The organism is Kordia sp. SMS9 (assembly GCF_003352465.1).
Taxonomy (GTDB): Bacteria; Bacteroidota; Bacteroidia; order Flavobacteriales; family Flavobacteriaceae; genus Kordia.
Genome location: NZ_CP031153.1, coordinates 2,137,380 through 2,153,752, shown reverse-complemented (window position 1 = coordinate 2,153,752; position 16,373 = coordinate 2,137,380). Strand labels below are relative to the sequence as shown.

19 protein-coding genes are annotated in these 16,373 nt (G+C 34.8%); 10 read left to right on the top strand and 9 right to left on the bottom strand.

The features are described 5' to 3' along the window. Window positions 1–54 precede the first annotated feature (54 nt). A complete protein-coding gene (locus tag KORDIASMS9_RS09365; RefSeq protein ID WP_114905194.1) occupies window positions 55–648 on the top strand; it encodes a GNAT family N-acetyltransferase in 594 nt (197 codons plus the stop codon). 56 nt (window positions 649–704) lie between these two features. On the opposite strand, the gene KORDIASMS9_RS09360 is transcribed toward KORDIASMS9_RS09365, so the two are convergent. Beyond that, window positions 705–1,001 (bottom strand): isoamylase early set domain-containing protein, encoded by a 297-nt coding sequence (locus tag KORDIASMS9_RS09360; RefSeq protein WP_114902595.1) that lies wholly within the window; start codon window positions 999–1,001, stop codon window positions 705–707. 349 nt (window positions 1,002–1,350) lie between these two features. On the opposite strand from KORDIASMS9_RS09360, the gene KORDIASMS9_RS09355 reads away from it, so the two are divergent. From KORDIASMS9_RS09355 to lspA, 5 genes are all read left to right on the top strand, one after another. Continuing rightward, the gene (locus KORDIASMS9_RS09355) at window positions 1,351–1,827 is read left to right on the top strand and encodes a hypothetical protein (RefSeq protein ID WP_162819856.1); all 477 of its coding nucleotides are present in this window, start codon (window positions 1,351–1,353) and stop codon (window positions 1,825–1,827) included. A 20-nt stretch (window positions 1,828–1,847) separates the two neighbouring features. Beyond that, window positions 1,848–2,786 (top strand): dihydrofolate reductase, encoded by a 939-nt coding sequence (locus KORDIASMS9_RS09350; protein ID WP_114902593.1) that lies wholly within the window; start codon window positions 1,848–1,850, stop codon window positions 2,784–2,786. Between the two features lie 15 nt (window positions 2,787–2,801). Beyond that, entirely contained in the window at window positions 2,802–3,953 is a 1,152-nt protein-coding gene (locus KORDIASMS9_RS09345; protein WP_114902592.1) for a DinB family protein, read from the top strand. Between the two features lie 128 nt (window positions 3,954–4,081). Continuing rightward, window positions 4,082–4,972, top strand: a complete 891-nt coding sequence (gene fabD / locus KORDIASMS9_RS09340) for an ACP S-malonyltransferase (RefSeq protein WP_114902591.1) — start codon at window positions 4,082–4,084, stop codon at window positions 4,970–4,972. A 6-nt stretch (window positions 4,973–4,978) separates the two neighbouring features. Next, window positions 4,979–5,485 (top strand): signal peptidase II, encoded by a 507-nt coding sequence (gene lspA, locus KORDIASMS9_RS09335; protein ID WP_114902590.1) that lies wholly within the window; start codon window positions 4,979–4,981, stop codon window positions 5,483–5,485. A gap of 13 nt (window positions 5,486–5,498) precedes the next feature. On the opposite strand, the gene KORDIASMS9_RS09330 is transcribed toward lspA, so the two are convergent. The 5 genes from KORDIASMS9_RS09330 to KORDIASMS9_RS09305 all read right to left on the bottom strand — a co-directional run bounded on the left by KORDIASMS9_RS09330 (window position 5,499) and on the right by KORDIASMS9_RS09305 (window position 9,866). Beyond that, entirely contained in the window at window positions 5,499–5,792 is a 294-nt protein-coding gene (locus tag KORDIASMS9_RS09330) for a hypothetical protein (protein ID WP_114902589.1), read from the bottom strand. 148 nt (window positions 5,793–5,940) lie between these two features. Beyond that, the gene (locus tag KORDIASMS9_RS23835) at window positions 5,941–7,293 is read right to left on the bottom strand and encodes a transposase (RefSeq protein ID WP_162819707.1); all 1,353 of its coding nucleotides are present in this window, start codon (window positions 7,291–7,293) and stop codon (window positions 5,941–5,943) included. A gap of 263 nt (window positions 7,294–7,556) precedes the next feature. Further along, window positions 7,557–9,089 (bottom strand): IS1182 family transposase, encoded by a 1,533-nt coding sequence (locus tag KORDIASMS9_RS09315; protein WP_114902588.1) that lies wholly within the window; start codon window positions 9,087–9,089, stop codon window positions 7,557–7,559. Window positions 9,090–9,107: 18 nt separating this feature from the next. Further along, complete coding sequence (locus KORDIASMS9_RS09310) at window positions 9,108–9,515, bottom strand: hypothetical protein (RefSeq protein ID WP_162819855.1); 408 nt, start codon at window positions 9,513–9,515, stop codon at window positions 9,108–9,110. A 30-nt stretch (window positions 9,516–9,545) separates the two neighbouring features. Then, window positions 9,546–9,866, bottom strand: a complete 321-nt coding sequence (locus tag KORDIASMS9_RS09305; RefSeq protein WP_114902586.1) for a hypothetical protein — start codon at window positions 9,864–9,866, stop codon at window positions 9,546–9,548. A gap of 182 nt (window positions 9,867–10,048) precedes the next feature. Between KORDIASMS9_RS09305 and KORDIASMS9_RS09300 the strand changes: the two genes are divergently transcribed. The 3 genes from KORDIASMS9_RS09300 to KORDIASMS9_RS23170 all read left to right on the top strand — a co-directional run bounded on the left by KORDIASMS9_RS09300 (window position 10,049) and on the right by KORDIASMS9_RS23170 (window position 11,133). Further along, entirely contained in the window at window positions 10,049–10,252 is a 204-nt protein-coding gene (locus tag KORDIASMS9_RS09300; protein ID WP_114902585.1) for a hypothetical protein, read from the top strand. A gap of 294 nt (window positions 10,253–10,546) precedes the next feature. After that, a complete protein-coding gene (locus KORDIASMS9_RS23175) occupies window positions 10,547–10,726 on the top strand; it encodes a hypothetical protein (RefSeq protein ID WP_162819854.1) in 180 nt (59 codons plus the stop codon). A 140-nt stretch (window positions 10,727–10,866) separates the two neighbouring features. Next, window positions 10,867–11,133 carry a hypothetical protein gene (locus tag KORDIASMS9_RS23170; protein ID WP_162819853.1) on the top strand — a complete coding sequence of 89 codons (267 nt, stop codon included), beginning with the start codon at window positions 10,867–10,869 and terminating at the stop codon, window positions 11,131–11,133. Window positions 11,134–11,387: 254 nt separating this feature from the next. Here the strand turns inward: KORDIASMS9_RS23170 and KORDIASMS9_RS09295 are convergent, their stop codons facing one another. The 3 genes from KORDIASMS9_RS09295 to KORDIASMS9_RS09285 form a co-directional block, all read right to left on the bottom strand. After that, a complete protein-coding gene (locus KORDIASMS9_RS09295; RefSeq protein ID WP_114902584.1) occupies window positions 11,388–12,668 on the bottom strand; it encodes an amidohydrolase family protein in 1,281 nt (426 codons plus the stop codon). Between the two features lie 9 nt (window positions 12,669–12,677). Beyond that, the gene (galE, locus tag KORDIASMS9_RS09290) at window positions 12,678–13,703 is read right to left on the bottom strand and encodes a UDP-glucose 4-epimerase GalE (protein WP_114902583.1); all 1,026 of its coding nucleotides are present in this window, start codon (window positions 13,701–13,703) and stop codon (window positions 12,678–12,680) included. Between the two features lie 77 nt (window positions 13,704–13,780). Further along, entirely contained in the window at window positions 13,781–14,941 is a 1,161-nt protein-coding gene (locus tag KORDIASMS9_RS09285) for a DegT/DnrJ/EryC1/StrS aminotransferase family protein (RefSeq protein WP_114902582.1), read from the bottom strand. Window positions 14,942–15,038: 97 nt separating this feature from the next. Here KORDIASMS9_RS09285 and KORDIASMS9_RS09280 point away from each other — a divergent pair, with 97 nt between their 5' ends. After that, entirely contained in the window at window positions 15,039–16,286 is a 1,248-nt protein-coding gene (locus tag KORDIASMS9_RS09280) for a 3-deoxy-D-manno-octulosonic acid transferase (protein WP_114902581.1), read from the top strand. The last annotated feature ends 87 nt before the right edge of the window (window positions 16,287–16,373 follow it).

Here is a 16,373-nt window from a genome sequence, read left to right as displayed (position 1 = left end):
AATGTAAATTGGTATAAATGTTTCTCAAAGCAACAAGAATACAGCGAACATCAAATGATTTTACTCGATTTTAAAAAAAATTACATTCTAGATAATGGTTTTGTGCAGTTGCGACCGTTGCAAGCAGATGATTTTAAATATTTGCTTCCGTATTCCATGAACGAACCTGATTTATGGAAATATTCATTAATTCCAGCAAATGGTGAAGAAAATTTACGAAACTATCTTACCATTGCTACCGAAGGAAGAGCCGAAGAAAAAGCATATCCTTTTATTGTGTATGACAAACGCTTCAACATGTATGCAGGAGTTACCCGATTTTATGATTTTAATCAAACACATGATACCGTTTCCTTAGGATATACTTGGTATGGAAAAGATTTTCACGGTACAGGCTTGAATAAAAATTGCAAATTTTTACTGCTTCAATTTGCTTTTGAACACATGAAAGTGCAACGTGTAGAATTTAGAGCAGACAATAAAAATAAACGAAGCATTGCTGCTATGAAAAGTATTGGTTGCACAGAAGAAGGAATATTGCGTAGCAACTGCGCTACCGAAGATGGCAGACGCGATAGCATTGTACTCAGTATTCTTCGATACGAATGGTTTAGTCGCGTAAAGCGAAAGTTGCTACAGAAGTTGTAAAACAAAAAAGCTTCCTACCTCAGTAGAAAGCTTTTTCAAAAAATTCAAATTCTAAATTATAAACTCAACACTCCGTTTTCAGCAGCAGCAAAATCATTCCATTTGTATGCATCTGCTTCTGTATCGTTTGTGTATGTTCCATCTACTACATAACGAAACTCATATTCAGCATCTTTTTCTAAATCAATTGTTCCTTTAAAGGTTCCGTTTTTTAATTTCTTTAAGCTTGTCGCTTCTGTATTCCATTCATTAAAATTTCCAACTACAGAAACTGCTTCAGCTTCTTTTGCAGCAACACTAAAGGTTACTTTGCAAACTGGTTTGCTTTTTAAATATTGTTTTTTAATTGCCATAATTTCAAGTGTTTAATAAGGTCAAATGTATACAAGAATTTTTGGGAAACAAATGAAAGAATTCATAAAAATGTAAGAATTATCATTTTACTAATAAATAGCTTTTAAAATCGTAAAGAATGAAAAAAATTAGTGCTTTAATTATAAGATTGACAACTCCTTTTTAACATCTTTTTTACTTGGTTTTCAACGATATCGTTTGCGTAATTTTTTGATTACTTACGGATTAGCTACTTTTTCATTCGTCCAAAAAAATTGCATTTCATGGGGAAAGTTTATCTTTTCGGTCGAACAGAATGTAGTATTCAAAAAAGAAAAGTATCTTTATATCATTAAAATAATTTCAAACATGAAAAAATTTATTATTCCTATACTATTTTGCTTTACAGTCCATTGTGGTTTTGCTCAAAAGGCAACAAACATGTCTACACCTAAAGTTGCTCCAAATGGAACAATGAACTTTTCAGTAATGGACAATGCACCACAATTTAAAGGTTGTGAAAATACAGGTTCCAAACGTGAAAAAAACAAGTGCACTTCTCAAAAAATAGAAAATTTCATTCAAGAAGCTTTCAATAAAAATGTAGCAAGTACGATTCCTAGCAACAGTGAAAACATATCTGTATACATTCGTTTTATCGTAAACACGAATGGTGGTATAGAAAATGTAGGCGTTCGCACCAACAATCCTGTCTTGTTAAAAGAAGTGGAACGCATTGTTAAAACATTGCCTAATTTTTCTCGTGGAACACATCAGGGCATGAACATAAATGCTTCGTATGCCGTAACACTTGAATCCAACAAACTTCTCAATAGAACTCGTTAACCACTCGTAAACCTGCATACATGTTCGGTAAAAAAAAGAAACCTACCACACAAATCGATCAAGATCAGTTAGCACTTATAGAAACTGCACAAAAACGCATCAAGCAAAAAAAATACTTATATTATCATTTTGTTGTTTTTGTCATTGGCTCTGCGCTATTAGTGGTGCTCAATGTTGTGTTGGGTATGGGAGAAGATATCACCCTATTTGGTACAAAATGGTTTGTTTGGGCGGTCTTTTTGTGGCTTTTTGTCTTTCTATTTCATGCGTTTAATGTCTTTGTGACGAATAAATTCATGGGAAAAGAATGGGAAGCAAAACAATTAGAAACCTTAGTTGCACAGCAGGAAAATCGCATTGCTGAATTGAAACAAAAATTCATCGATCAAGAAACCAAAGTTGCCGAAGTAAAAGCCAAAGCTGAATTGGCAAACGAACCTGAGCCTGAACCAGAAATTATTGATCGTAGCTGCCTAACTATTATTGTTGCTGCCTCCGAAAATAATGTCATTGGAAAAGATAATCAGCTCATTTGGCATTTAAGTGACGACTTGAAACGTTTTAAAAAGTTAACATCGGGACACCATATTATCATGGGAAGAAAAACCTTTGAAAGCTTTCCAAAACCACTTCCCAACAGAACACATATTGTCATTACACGACAAAAAGATTACAAAGTGCCCAAAGGTGTTATTGTAGTACATACCATGAAAGAAGCAGTAAGTGTTGCCACCGTAGCTGATGCTGAACCGTTTGTAATTGGTGGAGGCGAAATTTATAAACAAGCCATTCCGTTTGCTACAAAAATTGAGTTGACGCGTGTGCATCACGAATTTGAAGGTGATACGCATTTCCCTGAAATCAACATGAAAGATTGGAAAGAAATCGCTAACAAATTTCATACACAAGACGACAAACACGAGTACGAATTCTCTTTTATTACGTATGAAAGAGCGTAAATCTTATTATAATCAATGAATTTTAATAATCCTATTTTTAAAAGAAATACATGTTTCGTATTTCTAGTCAGTTTCATTTTCTTAACTACTGCTATCCATGCACAAGATAACTGGACTGTATTTACTCAAAGCATAAAAATAAATACAAATACTAAACTAAAATTTAAGCTTTCTGCTGATATTAAAGTAGAAGATATTGGTCAAGTAACTTGGGGATCTATATGGGCGCGAGTTGATACTAAAAATGAAGAAGAAGGCTTTTTTGATAATATGGGCGATAGACCAGTTTTATCTAGCGAATGGAAAACGTATGAAATTAATGGTTATGTTGACAAAAATTCTGATTATTTAGTCTTTGGCGGTATATGTAACTCTAACGGAAAATTTTATTTTGATAATTTTCAACTATATATTGAGAACTTAGAAACAGGTGAATTAGAAAAAACAACGCTTAACAATAGTAATTTTGAAGAAAATACCCAAGCACCTAAATTGTCTGGATGGTATTTTAATTATCAAAGAAAACATAACAATTTCAAAAAAGGATATGCATTCAATCTTGTAAAAGATGACGTTGCAAAAGGACATTCACTACTTATTGAAGGAAAAAATATAAAAATTGATGATTCTAGCCTTATTGGGGAACGCGAGGGTTATACACCGCAAATAGGCACGCTTGTTTCTATGTTGAATAATTTGAGTGACCGTGTTGAATATACCGTTAAAAATTTAGACCAACGAGAATTAGATCATTTACACGATGAAAAAGCAAACTCAATTGGCGCACTGATTATGCATTTGGCTGCTGCCGAAAAGCTATACCAAGTGTATACTTTTGAAAACAGGGGACTCAACAAGGAAGAAGAAAAATTCTGGAGAGACGCACTTAATTTAGATGATGGTGGAAGAAATAATATCAAAGGACATGATGTAGAGTATTATTTAAAAATTTACAGAGAAGTAAGAGCCAAAACACTTGAGGAATTGAAAAAATTGGATGATGAATGGTTAAAAAAAACCAATGCTACTCGTGAATATAACAATCACTATTATTGGTTTCATGTCATGGAGCATCAATCCAGTCACTTAGGGCAAATATTATTCTTGAAAAAAAGAATTCCGCCACCACCTGCAATTACAATCAAAAAAGAAAAGAAAATAGATTAACTAGAGAACTCACTTAAAACATAGCCCCAAGTTCCGCAGCATTTTAAATCTCAATTATCGAGTAAAATTCTTTACTTTTGCCAAATATTTATAACTACTTTTTCTGAATAAGATTTAAAGACATAAAAATGAAAGCATATATATTTCCAGGGCAAGGTGCTCAATTTACAGGAATGGGTTTAGACCTTTATGAAAATTCTGATGTAGCACAACACCTTTTTGAAGATGCCAATGGTATTTTAGGTTTCCACATTACAGATGTCATGTTTGAAGGATCTGCGGACGATTTAAAACAAACGAAAGTTACACAACCCGCTATCTTTTTGCACTCTGTAATTTTAAGTAAAGTCCTTGGAGACAAATTTCAACCAGAAATGGTGGCAGGACATTCGTTAGGAGAACTTTCTGCATTAGTTGCCAATGGAACCTTAACTTTTGAAGATGGTTTAAAACTCGTTTCTCAACGTGCGTTGGCGATGCAAAAAGCATGCGAAATTCAACCAAGTACCATGGCTGCCGTTTTAGCATTAGAAGATGAAGTTGTTGAAAAAATATGTAAAGAAACACCTGGAATTGTTGTTCCTGCAAACTATAATTGTCCTGGGCAAATTGTGATTTCTGGAGAAGTAGACGCAATTAACGCTGCGTGTGAAACTTTAAAAGAAGCAGGCGCAAGACGTGCCATGGTATTACCTGTTGGTGGCGCTTTTCACTCGCCATTGATGGAACCTGCACGCGAAGAATTGGCTGCTGCTATTGAAAACACAATCTTCAACACACCGACATGTCCAATATACCAAAATGTAACGACGACGGCAGTTACCAATCCTACCGAGATTAAAAAGAACCTAATGTCACAATTGACAGCTCCTGTCAAATGGACACAATCTGTTCAGCAAATGATTGCTGATGGTGCTTCACACTTTACAGAAGTTGGTCCTGGAAAAGTATTGCAAGGATTATTACGTAAAATTGATCGTTCTGTAACTTCGGAAGGTGCTACTTTTGAAAACGAATAAAGCAATATGAAAATATCTCAATCGCTACGAATGTTGTTGATTTTGGGACTGATTTTAATAAACGTTGGTTGCGATCAAGTTTCTAAATCAGTGGCAAGACATCATATTGATGATACCGAACGTATTTCAGTGATTGGCGAATATGTAGTGTTGTTAAAAACTGAAAATAAAGGTGCGTTTTTAGGATTTTTATCTTCTATGGAGAATCCGATTTTAAGAAGCATCTTTTTAATTATTTTGCCTATTGCAGTGTTACTTTTTATTCTGCGCATGATCATTATCAACACCGATTTAGACAAGTATATGATTTTTGGTTTGTGCTGTATTATTGGTGGCGGCATCGGAAACTTATACGATCGTATTTTATACAATTCGGTAACGGATTTTATGCACATAGATTTGGGCGGAATTTTTAAAACGGGCATTTTCAATATGGCAGATGTTTCCGTCATGCTCGGAACAGGTTTGTTGGTCATTTCCTTTATCAAACGAAAAGAAATTTCTTTATCGTAATATAAAAAAAATGCTATATTTTTTTTAGAAGATAAGTATCAACCCATTCAGGAATTGATTCTGAGTGAATAGTGATTTTTTCACCATTGAAAACGTCTAAAACTAAGACAGAATTACTTCCACTATTATCAAATACAAAAGTCCTATAGGTATGTTGAATAGCTTCCTTTAAATAAGCTAAGCTCTTGAAATACCTTTCTTTTATTTTATTTTCTGGCACTGGATGACCTCCGTTTTTTACTCGTTCAATGACTCTCTGCTTATTTATTTCAAAATTTTCAGTAGGCGCATTCAGAAAATAGCTCACTTAAAGCTAGCTAAAACATAAAAATCCAAGATTTGATCTATTTCATTTCTTGGATTTTCATTTTAAATCGTTTTTAGGTTCTTTTTGGTTGATTTTGTTAACGACAAGACATACCTATTCCATAGTTTTGGTAAGCTATTTTAAAATTTTATGCTGCTATTTGTTGGTTTTTGCAGATTCTTCTACCGATTTCTAAAGCATTAGCGGTATGTATGCCAAAGAATATCCACAAGGTTTCCGTGGGCTTTGTTTTGGCTTTTATTTTTTTGAGAAGGTAATGCTCTTTTTCTTTTCCAAAACTACCTTCCAATCGTGTAGCTCTTTCTTTTGTGATTAGGCGCTTAAGTTTTTGCTCCTCTTTATAGTCTTTAGGCGGCTTCCCTTTTCTTTTAAAGTCAGTTTTGATCTGATGCTTTGTGATAAATTTTCTATTCTTATTAGTGGCATATATGGCATCTGCCCCAATAATCTTGGTTTTTCTATGGGTAAGTTGTTGTGCTTTGTAGATGGTGGCTTGCAGTCGTGTTCCCTCATTAAAAGCATTAAAACTTAGGTGTTCTATAAAACTAATTCCATCGATCTGTAGTTTATTGACTTTTGCTCCAAATTCTACAGGCTTGATTTCTTTTCCTCTAACAATAGGTCTCAGGTAATCTTTTGCAATACTTACAATACGGTCTTTAATCTTTTCACCTGTTCTAAAGTGCTGTTCTTGTTGGAGGTAGGCTTTTTTGATGGTGGCTACTCTGCGATAGTATTGTACACTTGCTTGCAAGTTGTACTTTTTACGTAAGTGAGCTTCAAAGTCGATAAACTTCTTTAATAACAATAAAAGTGCCCGTGTCAGTGATTTTCGTTTGGACTTGGACTTACGACGCATCTTGCTAAAGCCATGATAACGTAGTTTCCATTTCAAGTATTTACTGCGTATCATTTTTACCCCTACTACTTTAGCATTTTTGCGGAGTTGATTGTACATCCAATGAACAGCTTCCCATAGTAGCTTTTGATTGGTAGGATATCGCAGTTCACTCTCATAACAAGTAGCATCCACAGTGACTTGATCAGGATTCTCTATATAACCAGACCAGTTTACGTATAGACACTTTTCCAAGACTTCAATATCCAAACAGCCCGCTAACTCACATCGTATTTGACTCACGATTTTAGAATTTGTCAACCGATTAAAACCTAAAGAAATGTCACAAAAAAACTGATAGTCAACATTACTGTTAAGTTGTTCTAAAAGACGTTTATCGCTACAACAAGCATAATGTTTTAAAAACATTAAAGCTAGACGACCTTTAGGACTGAAAAGCATATTCCTACCTAGTTTGTGTTCCTTAATATTAAAAGTGGCTACCAAATCGTCCCAAGGAATGGCTGTATAAATCTTACCTAAATCACTTTGCAAAAAACGCTCATAAAACAGCGTGTAATTTTCAGATATCGAAAAAAGAGATAAACGGGTTTGTAAATCAGAAATTCTTTGTATTTTCATGGCTAGAGAAAAAAGAAAACCCCGTTTTTGAACCATATCGGTCATTTTCGGGGTTTTATGTTTCTTTAATTTACAAAGAAATATTAGTATTTAAAAGGCTTTACGTATTTTCTGAATGCGCCTCAGTAGAAATAAAATATAAGTAATTTTTAAATCCTTTTTCTTTAGATTTTTTTAGAGTTTCTATCTTTGAAGAATGTGACATAACGGCAGTCTGTCTCAAAACTACCTATTAAGATTCTAATTTACACTAAATTTTAAAATTACGCAGCTATTTTAAATACTTCTTGTCTTTTATAGAATAATGATTTTAACACGCCAATATTGCTCTTTTTGGGCTCATGTAAGCGGTTGAGCCTTCTAAAATGGCACAAACAGTGTTTTTTGCTACTCCTTGAAGCTTTACGGATATTGATAATTCTTTTCAGATTATAGGCTAAAGCAATCAATCCAAAATCAGCAGATGCCGATTCAATTGTTCGTTTCGTAATAATATAATCAAAACCCCATTGTCTTTTAATGGTTCCAAAGGGATGTTCTACGATAGCTTGTCGCTTTTTGTATGTTGTTTCATTGGTTTTTACTCGTTTTGCATTGGCTTCAATTGCATAGGCATACTGACTTCGCTGTACGATCTTTCCATTGACTTTAGCTGTTGTACATAAGTTCCTAACAGGGCAAGTTTTACATGCCTTGGTTTTATATTGTTTGAACTTATAGTTACGTGTCTTATACCAATTTTGGTTACTTGTTAGTTCTTGTTCTTTTGGGCATATATAACAATCTTTGTGCTTATCATATTTAAAATATTCTACATTATATTTAGGATCAGGAGCTTGACTGGCTCTTCCTATATTTGGTATAGCTACTAAAGTTTTTATTCCTAATGTATGTGCAGTATCAAATTCACTTCCTGTATGATATCCTTTATCGTAAAGAGCTGTAAACTGATGATGCCTTAAAATAGATTTAGCTCTTCTGAGCATCATTCCCATTGCTTTTTTATCGTTTTGATTGGTCACTTTATAATCAATAAGTATGTTATGTTTTTCGTCAACAGTAGTTTGTGCAGTATAGCAAACTTCTGTTATCATTCCTCTTACTATTTGATGTCTGCTGTCTGGATCACTCGTAGATAACTGAGGATTTTCAGTAGTTGTATCAGCTTCTAATTCTTGCTTTATCTGCGTATACTTAACTTGATGTCGTTTATGATTTTCAATATTTTTCTGAATTTGAGCTTTACTATCATTATCAGCAGTAGCCAATTCTGCATTGTATTGTGATAGTTTTTTATCAATATATGCTAAATGCCGTTCAATCTTTTTCTTATTGTAATTATTCTTCTTGCTATTCTGCGCTCTTAATTTGGTAGAATCACCCGCGATAAGAACTCCACCAATCAAGTTAAAGTTCTTTGCAATGGTTACACTTTGCCTGAAAACTCGTTTGATAGCTTTTGGATTTTCTTTTCTAAAACGCGCTATCGTATTATGATCTGGTTTAAGATTTTTCAAAAGCCACATCACTTCAATATTTCGGGAGCATTCTTTTTCCAAAACTCTGGAGGATCGAGTGCGATTCATATACCCATAGATATATAACTTTAGTAAATCAGCAGGGTTGTAAGGTGGTCTTCCTTGAGAAGCTATGGCATCAAAACCTAATTCTTGCAAATTAAGTGTGTTGACAAATTCGTCTATAAATCGTACTGAATTATCTTGAGGTATCATATCGTCAAGACAAGTAGTATATAATGTAAGTTGTGTCCTAGAATCTCCTTTTAAATATTCCATACTTAAATATCGGAATATTTAAGATAAATAGAAAATTATGTGTGGGTTTTGAGACAGTCTGACGGTCTCAAATGTTAACTTTTCACCTCCCTCTATAAGCTCATTGCGAATAAAATCAGCTAAGATAGACGCTTCATAAGAGTGTGTTTTTTTATTCGGGTTTAAGATTTCACCATTTTTAAATTCTAAATCAATTATGAAACCTCTAGAAGTTGCTTTCTTGTAAAGTGTATGATTTTCTATAAATGCTAAAAAATATTCCTTTGTAATTTTATTTTTAAAACCATAATCGCTCAAATTAAAATTATCTGCGCCATTTAATTTCTTTTCAATATCATCTGCATTTACATAAATACCAATATCAAATCTATCTTTTAATATATCATAAACAGTACTTTTTCCTGAACCATTAGGTCCTGCAAACATGCGTAGTCTTTTCTTAAACATCTACCCCACTTATTTCCTTATTGTGATTGTAGTTCCTTTGACAACTTTCCTAGTTATTAAATTTTGAATAACCTCAACCTCCTTTCCTTTAACTTTTCTCACTACTTTTCCATCATTGACGTATACTATTTCGTCATGTGTTTTTACTGCTCGATTATATGCAGAAAGTGTTCCACTAGCTGTAATTTTTGCTAAAGAATTTAAATTTTCAGAATCTTCTAGAGCTTCTAGCATAAAACGTTTAAAACTATACTTTCTCTTCCTTATTTGGTTTCTTATGCTATTTTTTCTTAAAGATCTCTTTCTTCTTTTAATACGATCTTCACTCATATTTAGAGTTTATTTTCTTGTTTAACGCTATTAAAAGTACAAAAATTGTTCCTAAGCACTTATAAAGTATTATAATAATTCTTAAACAGAAGATTATTTAGAGTGTTAACTACGGTTTTCCCCTACTAAAAATACATACGATTTTTATAATTTAAGTCACTGATAATTAAAAACTTGAAATCATGAAAAAAAGAAATGCAAAATCGTTAAAACTCAACAAAAAGTCAATTTCTGATTTAGGAAAGAATCAAACAAAAGGAGGAACTGTATATACAAAATATAATTGTCCGACGCTGCAAAATCAGCCATGTACTTCGTTTATTGATGCCTGTCCAACTGCTTGGTGTCCGTTCACACAAAACCCAAAAGATTGTGTGTATTGGTAAACTATTAATTAGCAACCCTTTAAAACAGGTTGTTGAATAAGGAATCATTATATGCTTTTTTAATACCAATTTACACATAAAAAGAAGCTGTCTAAAAAATTTAAGAACATCACGCTAAAACTAATTTGGTTTGAAAGGCTTTTTGGCTTTTTTGACAGCTTCCAATTTTGTTATTTAAAGCAGATTTTCTTAAAAATACCTAACGTACATATCAAATTACGAACTCTAGTTTTTTCATACCAAACTTGAGTCCATTTTTATATTTTAAAGTAGTAGTAACTTAACAATTAAACCATGAAAAAAAGAAATACAACATCATTAAGACTTCGTAAAAATTCAATTTCAAACTTAGAAAGTCGCCAATTAAAAGGAGGAACTATACTTACCGACACCTGTACATCCGTAATTGATGATTGCCCATCAGCTTGGTTTTGTCCTACAGACATTCCAACGCTTTGTAACATTGATTGGTAAACAGAAGAATCATATGAAAATGTAAACAGCGGCAAATTGAGCTTCGCTTTAATCTAACTGTTTACTATAGTTTTTCCCATACTAAATTCGCAACTGTTTTTGCCAACGTAAATAATTAGTAATCCAAAAAACTTAAAATCATGAAAAAAAGAAATTTAAAATCACTGCAGCTTCGTAAGAACTCTATTTCCAACTTAGGAAATGATGCTACGGGAGGATTGGCAGTTCAACTTACAAAAATTGATGTGTGTGGCTCACAAATTGATGCGTGTCCATCTGCACTCGCCTGTACATTTCAAGCCAATTGTCCACTAACAATTGATTTTACGTGTCAGACATTGAATAATAAATGCCAAACGCTTAATTATCCGTGTCAGTCACTCGTAGAATGTACTCCTATTAATTAATGCACACAAAAGGCTGTCAAGAAATTTGAATCTCTAGACAGCCTTTTAAAATTATATTTTATACCTATTTACACATAAAATGATGTTTATAAACTCGTTCATTTGGCAGTTTAGTTCTTTGCGAATACTTTCCGTAGCTAAGGCTATGCAAACCATTCATAGCATCCTATAGAGCCAAAGTAACTTCGTATCCAAAACACCAGTTTAAATGTAAATTGGTATTATTCTTTAGAGTTACTTAATTAGCAATTGCATTACTGCTTGTAAATTTTTCCATCTTTCATCACAAATATTACACTCTCCATCGTATTGATGTTTTGTATTGGATCTTCATCAACCGCCACAATATCAGCTAAAAATCCTGCTTTTATTTGTCCCAATTGATCTTCCATCCCTAAAATCTTGGCGTTGGTTACCGTTGCAGCTTGAATGGTTTCCATTGGAGTCATACCACCTTCTACCATAAAACCAAATTCTTTTCCATTGAGTCCATGTTCAAAAACACCTGCATCCGTTCCAAACGCAATGCCCACACCTTTTTTATACGCTCTCGCAAATGTTCCCTGTATTTTTGGTCCTACAGCCAAGGCTTTTGGCACAATAATATCTGGGTAATAACCTTCAATTTTTGCTTTTGCGGCTACTTCTTTTCCCGCTGTGATCGTAGGAACTAAATATGCATCGTGCTTTTTCATCAATTCCATAGTTTCGTCACTCATATACGTTCCGTGTTCAATGGTTTTGACTCCTCCAATAATGGCGCGTTGCATTCCTTCATCACCATGTGCGTGCGCTGCTACATGCATTCCATAATCTTTCGCGGTTTCGCAAATCACTTTGACTTCTTCTACAGTAAACTGCGGATTGCTTCCACTTTTTGCAACACTTAATACACCACCAGTTGCCGTAATTTTAATGACATCAGCGCCATTTTTATACCGTTGACGCACTGCTTTTTTCGCATCATTCACATTATTTACAACACCTTCTTTTGGTCCTGGGTCGCCAATAATTTCTTTACGATTTCCATTCGTCGGATCGGCATGTCCGCCAGTTGTCGCTAACGCTTTTCCTGCGGTGAAAATTCTAGGTCCGTCAATTTTTCCTTGTGAAATAGCGTTTCTCAAAGAAATATTCACACCAGTTCCGCCTAAATCACGCACCGTTGTAAATCCTGCTTGTAGCGTAACACCTGCAAAACCTACTGAACGAAACGCAACATCCGCATCATTTAAGGTATATTTTTCGATATATGCTTTCGGATTCGTTTCACTTTCAATATGTACGTGCAAATCAATCAATCCTGGCATTACGACTTTCGATTTGAGATCAACATAAATAACGTCTGTAGTATCTGACTGAATGTATCCGTTTTCAACACTTTTAATAGTGTTTCCAGAGACAATGATCGTTTTTTGCGTTAAAATCTTTCCACTTTTTGTGTCAATAATTTTTCCGCAATGCAAGTAGGTATCTTGTGCCATTAGTATCGTAGCACAAAACATACTCAAGCATAGAATGAGTAGTTTCTTCATTTAATTGGTTTATTTGGTTGTTCGTATTTTCTGTTCCCATTTCCAAGCAGAAAGCATCGCTTCATCGAGCGTAGATGTGGCTTTCCAACCTAAAATGGTATTGGCTTTCGTAGTATCGGCATACGCAGAAATGACATCGCCTTCACGCCTACCGACAATTGTATAGTTGAGTTTTTCTCCGCTGACACGCTCAAAACTTTCAATAACTTCTAGCACAGAACTTCCCGTTCCTGTTCCGATGTTAAATACTTCAAATGATGCTTTATTTTCTTTTTGAAGTATTCTTTGTAATGCAGTTACATGCGCTTTCGCGAGATCGACCACGTGAATATAATCACGAATGCAAGTGCCATCTACCGTAGGATAATCATTTCCAAAAACGGCTAATTCTTCTCGTAACCCAATGGCAGTTTGCGTAATAAAAGGCACTAAGTTTTGCGGAACACCATCGGGCAATTCTCCTATTTCACCACTTTCATGCGCCCCAATTGGATTGAAATATCGCAACGAAATGACTTGTAACCCTTTGGTAATCTTGGCAGTATCTTTCAGAATTTCTTCGCCGATTTGTTTGGTGTTTCCATACGGAGAGAACGCTTGTTGTACAGGTGCATCTTCCGAAATGGGCATTGTTTCGGCTTGACCGTACACCGTACACGAAGAACTAAAGATGAACGAAATATTTTCTTTGTGTTGAATTTCCTGTAAGATAGTAATCAGCGTGGAAAGATTGTTTTCGTAATATAACAACGGATTTTCCACACTTTCGCCAACTGCTTTGCTCGCGGCAAAGTGAATGATTCCGTCAATGTCGGTATGCTTTTGAAAGAATGAAATTGTTGCTTGCTTGTCGCGTAAATCAAGTTTTTTAAACGTTGGCAAAATTCCTGTAATTCGTTGAATTCCTTGCAATACTTCTTCTGATGAATTGGAAAGATTGTCAATTATCACAACTTCAAATCCTGCCAATTGCAAGGCTACCACCGTGTGAGAGCCGATATAACCTAATCCGCCAGTTACTAGTATTTTTTTCAATTTGAGGTTTTTTAGTTTTGCATCTCGACTTTGCTCGATGTGACAGGTGTTGAGTTTTAGCTTTTTGCTTTTAAAACTTATGATTTGTTTATGAACTCTAAAATTGTTTTCGTGATGAATTCGATTTGCTCGTCTTCTAATTCTGTGTGCATTGGCAAGGAAATGACTTCTTTTACCAACTGATTTGTTATAGGAAAATCTGCTTCGTTATACCGTTCGTCTTTGTATGCTTTTTGCAAGTGCAACGGAATTGGATAGTAGACTCCGCAAGGAATCCCGTTTTCATTTAAGTGTTTTACCAACGCATCTCTGTCTACATTTACAACACGCAAAGTGTATTGATGAAATACATGACAGTTACATCCTGTACAGATTGGACTTTCGCATGCTTTTGTGATTTGCGGCGTGATGATGTTATCATTTCCAGCGAGAGCAGCATTGTATTTTCTTGCAGCGTTTTGGCGTGCAGCGTTGTACCTATCTAAATGTGGCAATTTGGCACGTAAAATGGTTGCTTGTATTGAATCTAAGCGTGAATTTACACCCACAACATCGTGATGATAGCGTTTGTACATTCCGTGGTTTACAATTCCTCTGATGGTATGTGCTAAATCATCATCGTTCGTAAAAATTGCACCGCCATCACCATAACAACCTAAGTTTTTTGAAGGAAAGAACGAAGTAGAAGCCACATGACCAATACCTCCTGCTTTTTTCACGCTTCCATCGGCAAAGGTATAACTTGCGCCAATAGCTTGCGCGTTGTCTTCAATGACGTATAAATCGTGTTCTTTGGCAATTTCTAAAATCGCGTCCATATTGGCACATTGTCCAAATAAATGTACCGGAACAATGGCTTTTGTTTTAGGCGTTATCGCTTTCCGAACCGCTTCAGGATCAATATTGAATGAGTCTTTTTCCACATCGACCAATACGGGCGTTAGTTGCAATAGTGCAATGACCTCAACCGTTGCTGCAAACGTAAAATCTGCTGTAATGACCTCATCACCGGGCTTTAGTCCAAGTCCCATCATCGCAATTTGCAATGCATCCGTTCCGTTGGCACACGGAATGACGTGTTTTACGTCTAAATATTCTTCTAATTCTTTTTGAAATGCATGTACTTCGGGTCCGTTTATGAATGCAGAAGAGGCAATAACATCTAATACGGATTGGTCTACTTGGTCTTTTATTTGAGCATATTGCCCTTTAAGATCGACCATTTGGATTTTCTTCATTCGTATCTCTTTTAAACAAACAAATTTATGAAATTGTACAACGATACCCAATGAATTTAAGGGAAAGAATGTATTTTAGCGGCAAACTCAATCACTTTTGTATTTTATTTACAACATATTGGTCTACGTTGCGAGTTTCTTTCTAGGAATCATTGCGAAATTTAATACGAAACTTGGACTGTTTGTAGCGGGCAGAAAACTCGTTTTTAAGACCTTAGCCAATCAAATTTCAGCAACAGACAAAGTCATTTGGTTTCACACGGCTTCTTTGGGCGAATTTGAACAAGGATTGCCCGTATTGGAAGCGTTGAAAGAAAAATATCCTGACCATAAATTTGTGTTGACGTTTTTTTCGCCTTCCGGATACGAAGTAAAAAAAGATAGTGGCGTCGCAGATGTGATTACCTATTTGCCTTTAGACACAAAAGCTAATGCTAGGAATTTTGTAAAACTGGTTCATCCTGAATTGGTAATTTTTGTGAAGTATGAGTTTTGGCCGAATTATTTAGCAGCATTGAAAAAGCAGCACATTCACACGATTTCTATTTCGACTATTTTTAGAAGTTCGCAAGTGTTTTTCAAGTTTTATGGCAGTTGGATGCGAAAATCGCTTCGTGCATTTGATCATATTTTTGTGCAGGATGAAACGTCTCAGCAGCTTTTGAAACGTATTAATTTTACAGATGTTACGATTAGTGGCGACACACGTTTTGATCGTGTGTTGGAAATTTTAGACCGTGACAATTCGCTTTCTTTCATCGAAAATTTTAAAAATAATACGACTACTATTGTCATTGGAAGTAGTTGGCAAGAAGATGAAGCTATTTTTGTGCCTTTTATCAACGCTTCTGCCGAGGATTGCAAGTTTATCATAGCACCACACAATATCAAATCTCAAGAAATTGAAAAATTAAAGAATTCTATTAAAAAATCGACGGTTTTATTTTCTGAAATGGAACAACATACCGATTTGAGTCAATTTGAAGTTTTTATCGTAGATACCATCGGAATTCTCACGAAAGTATATAGTTACGCTGATATTGCCTATGTTGGCGGCGGTATGGGAACTACAGGTTTGCACAATACGCTAGAACCTGCTGTTTTTGGAATTCCCGTGGTTGTTGGAAAGAATTTTACTGGCTTTAAAGAAGCGGAAGATTTGGTGCAACTTGGCGGCGTACTTTCTGTGAATTCAAAAGCGACATTTGAACAATTGATGCATCGTTTACTTACAGATGCGGTTTTTAAAATTTCCGTTGGAGATATTAATCGCAACTATGTGCAAGCTAATGGAAATGCATGTACAAAAATCATGGCATACCTTTCTGAACGCGTAAATTCTTAAAAAAAACTCCTTTTATCTGCCAAAATGATAATTTCATGGAATGTTAAAAATATGTTAACTCATTCTTTGTGAATGAGTAAAAGAAGT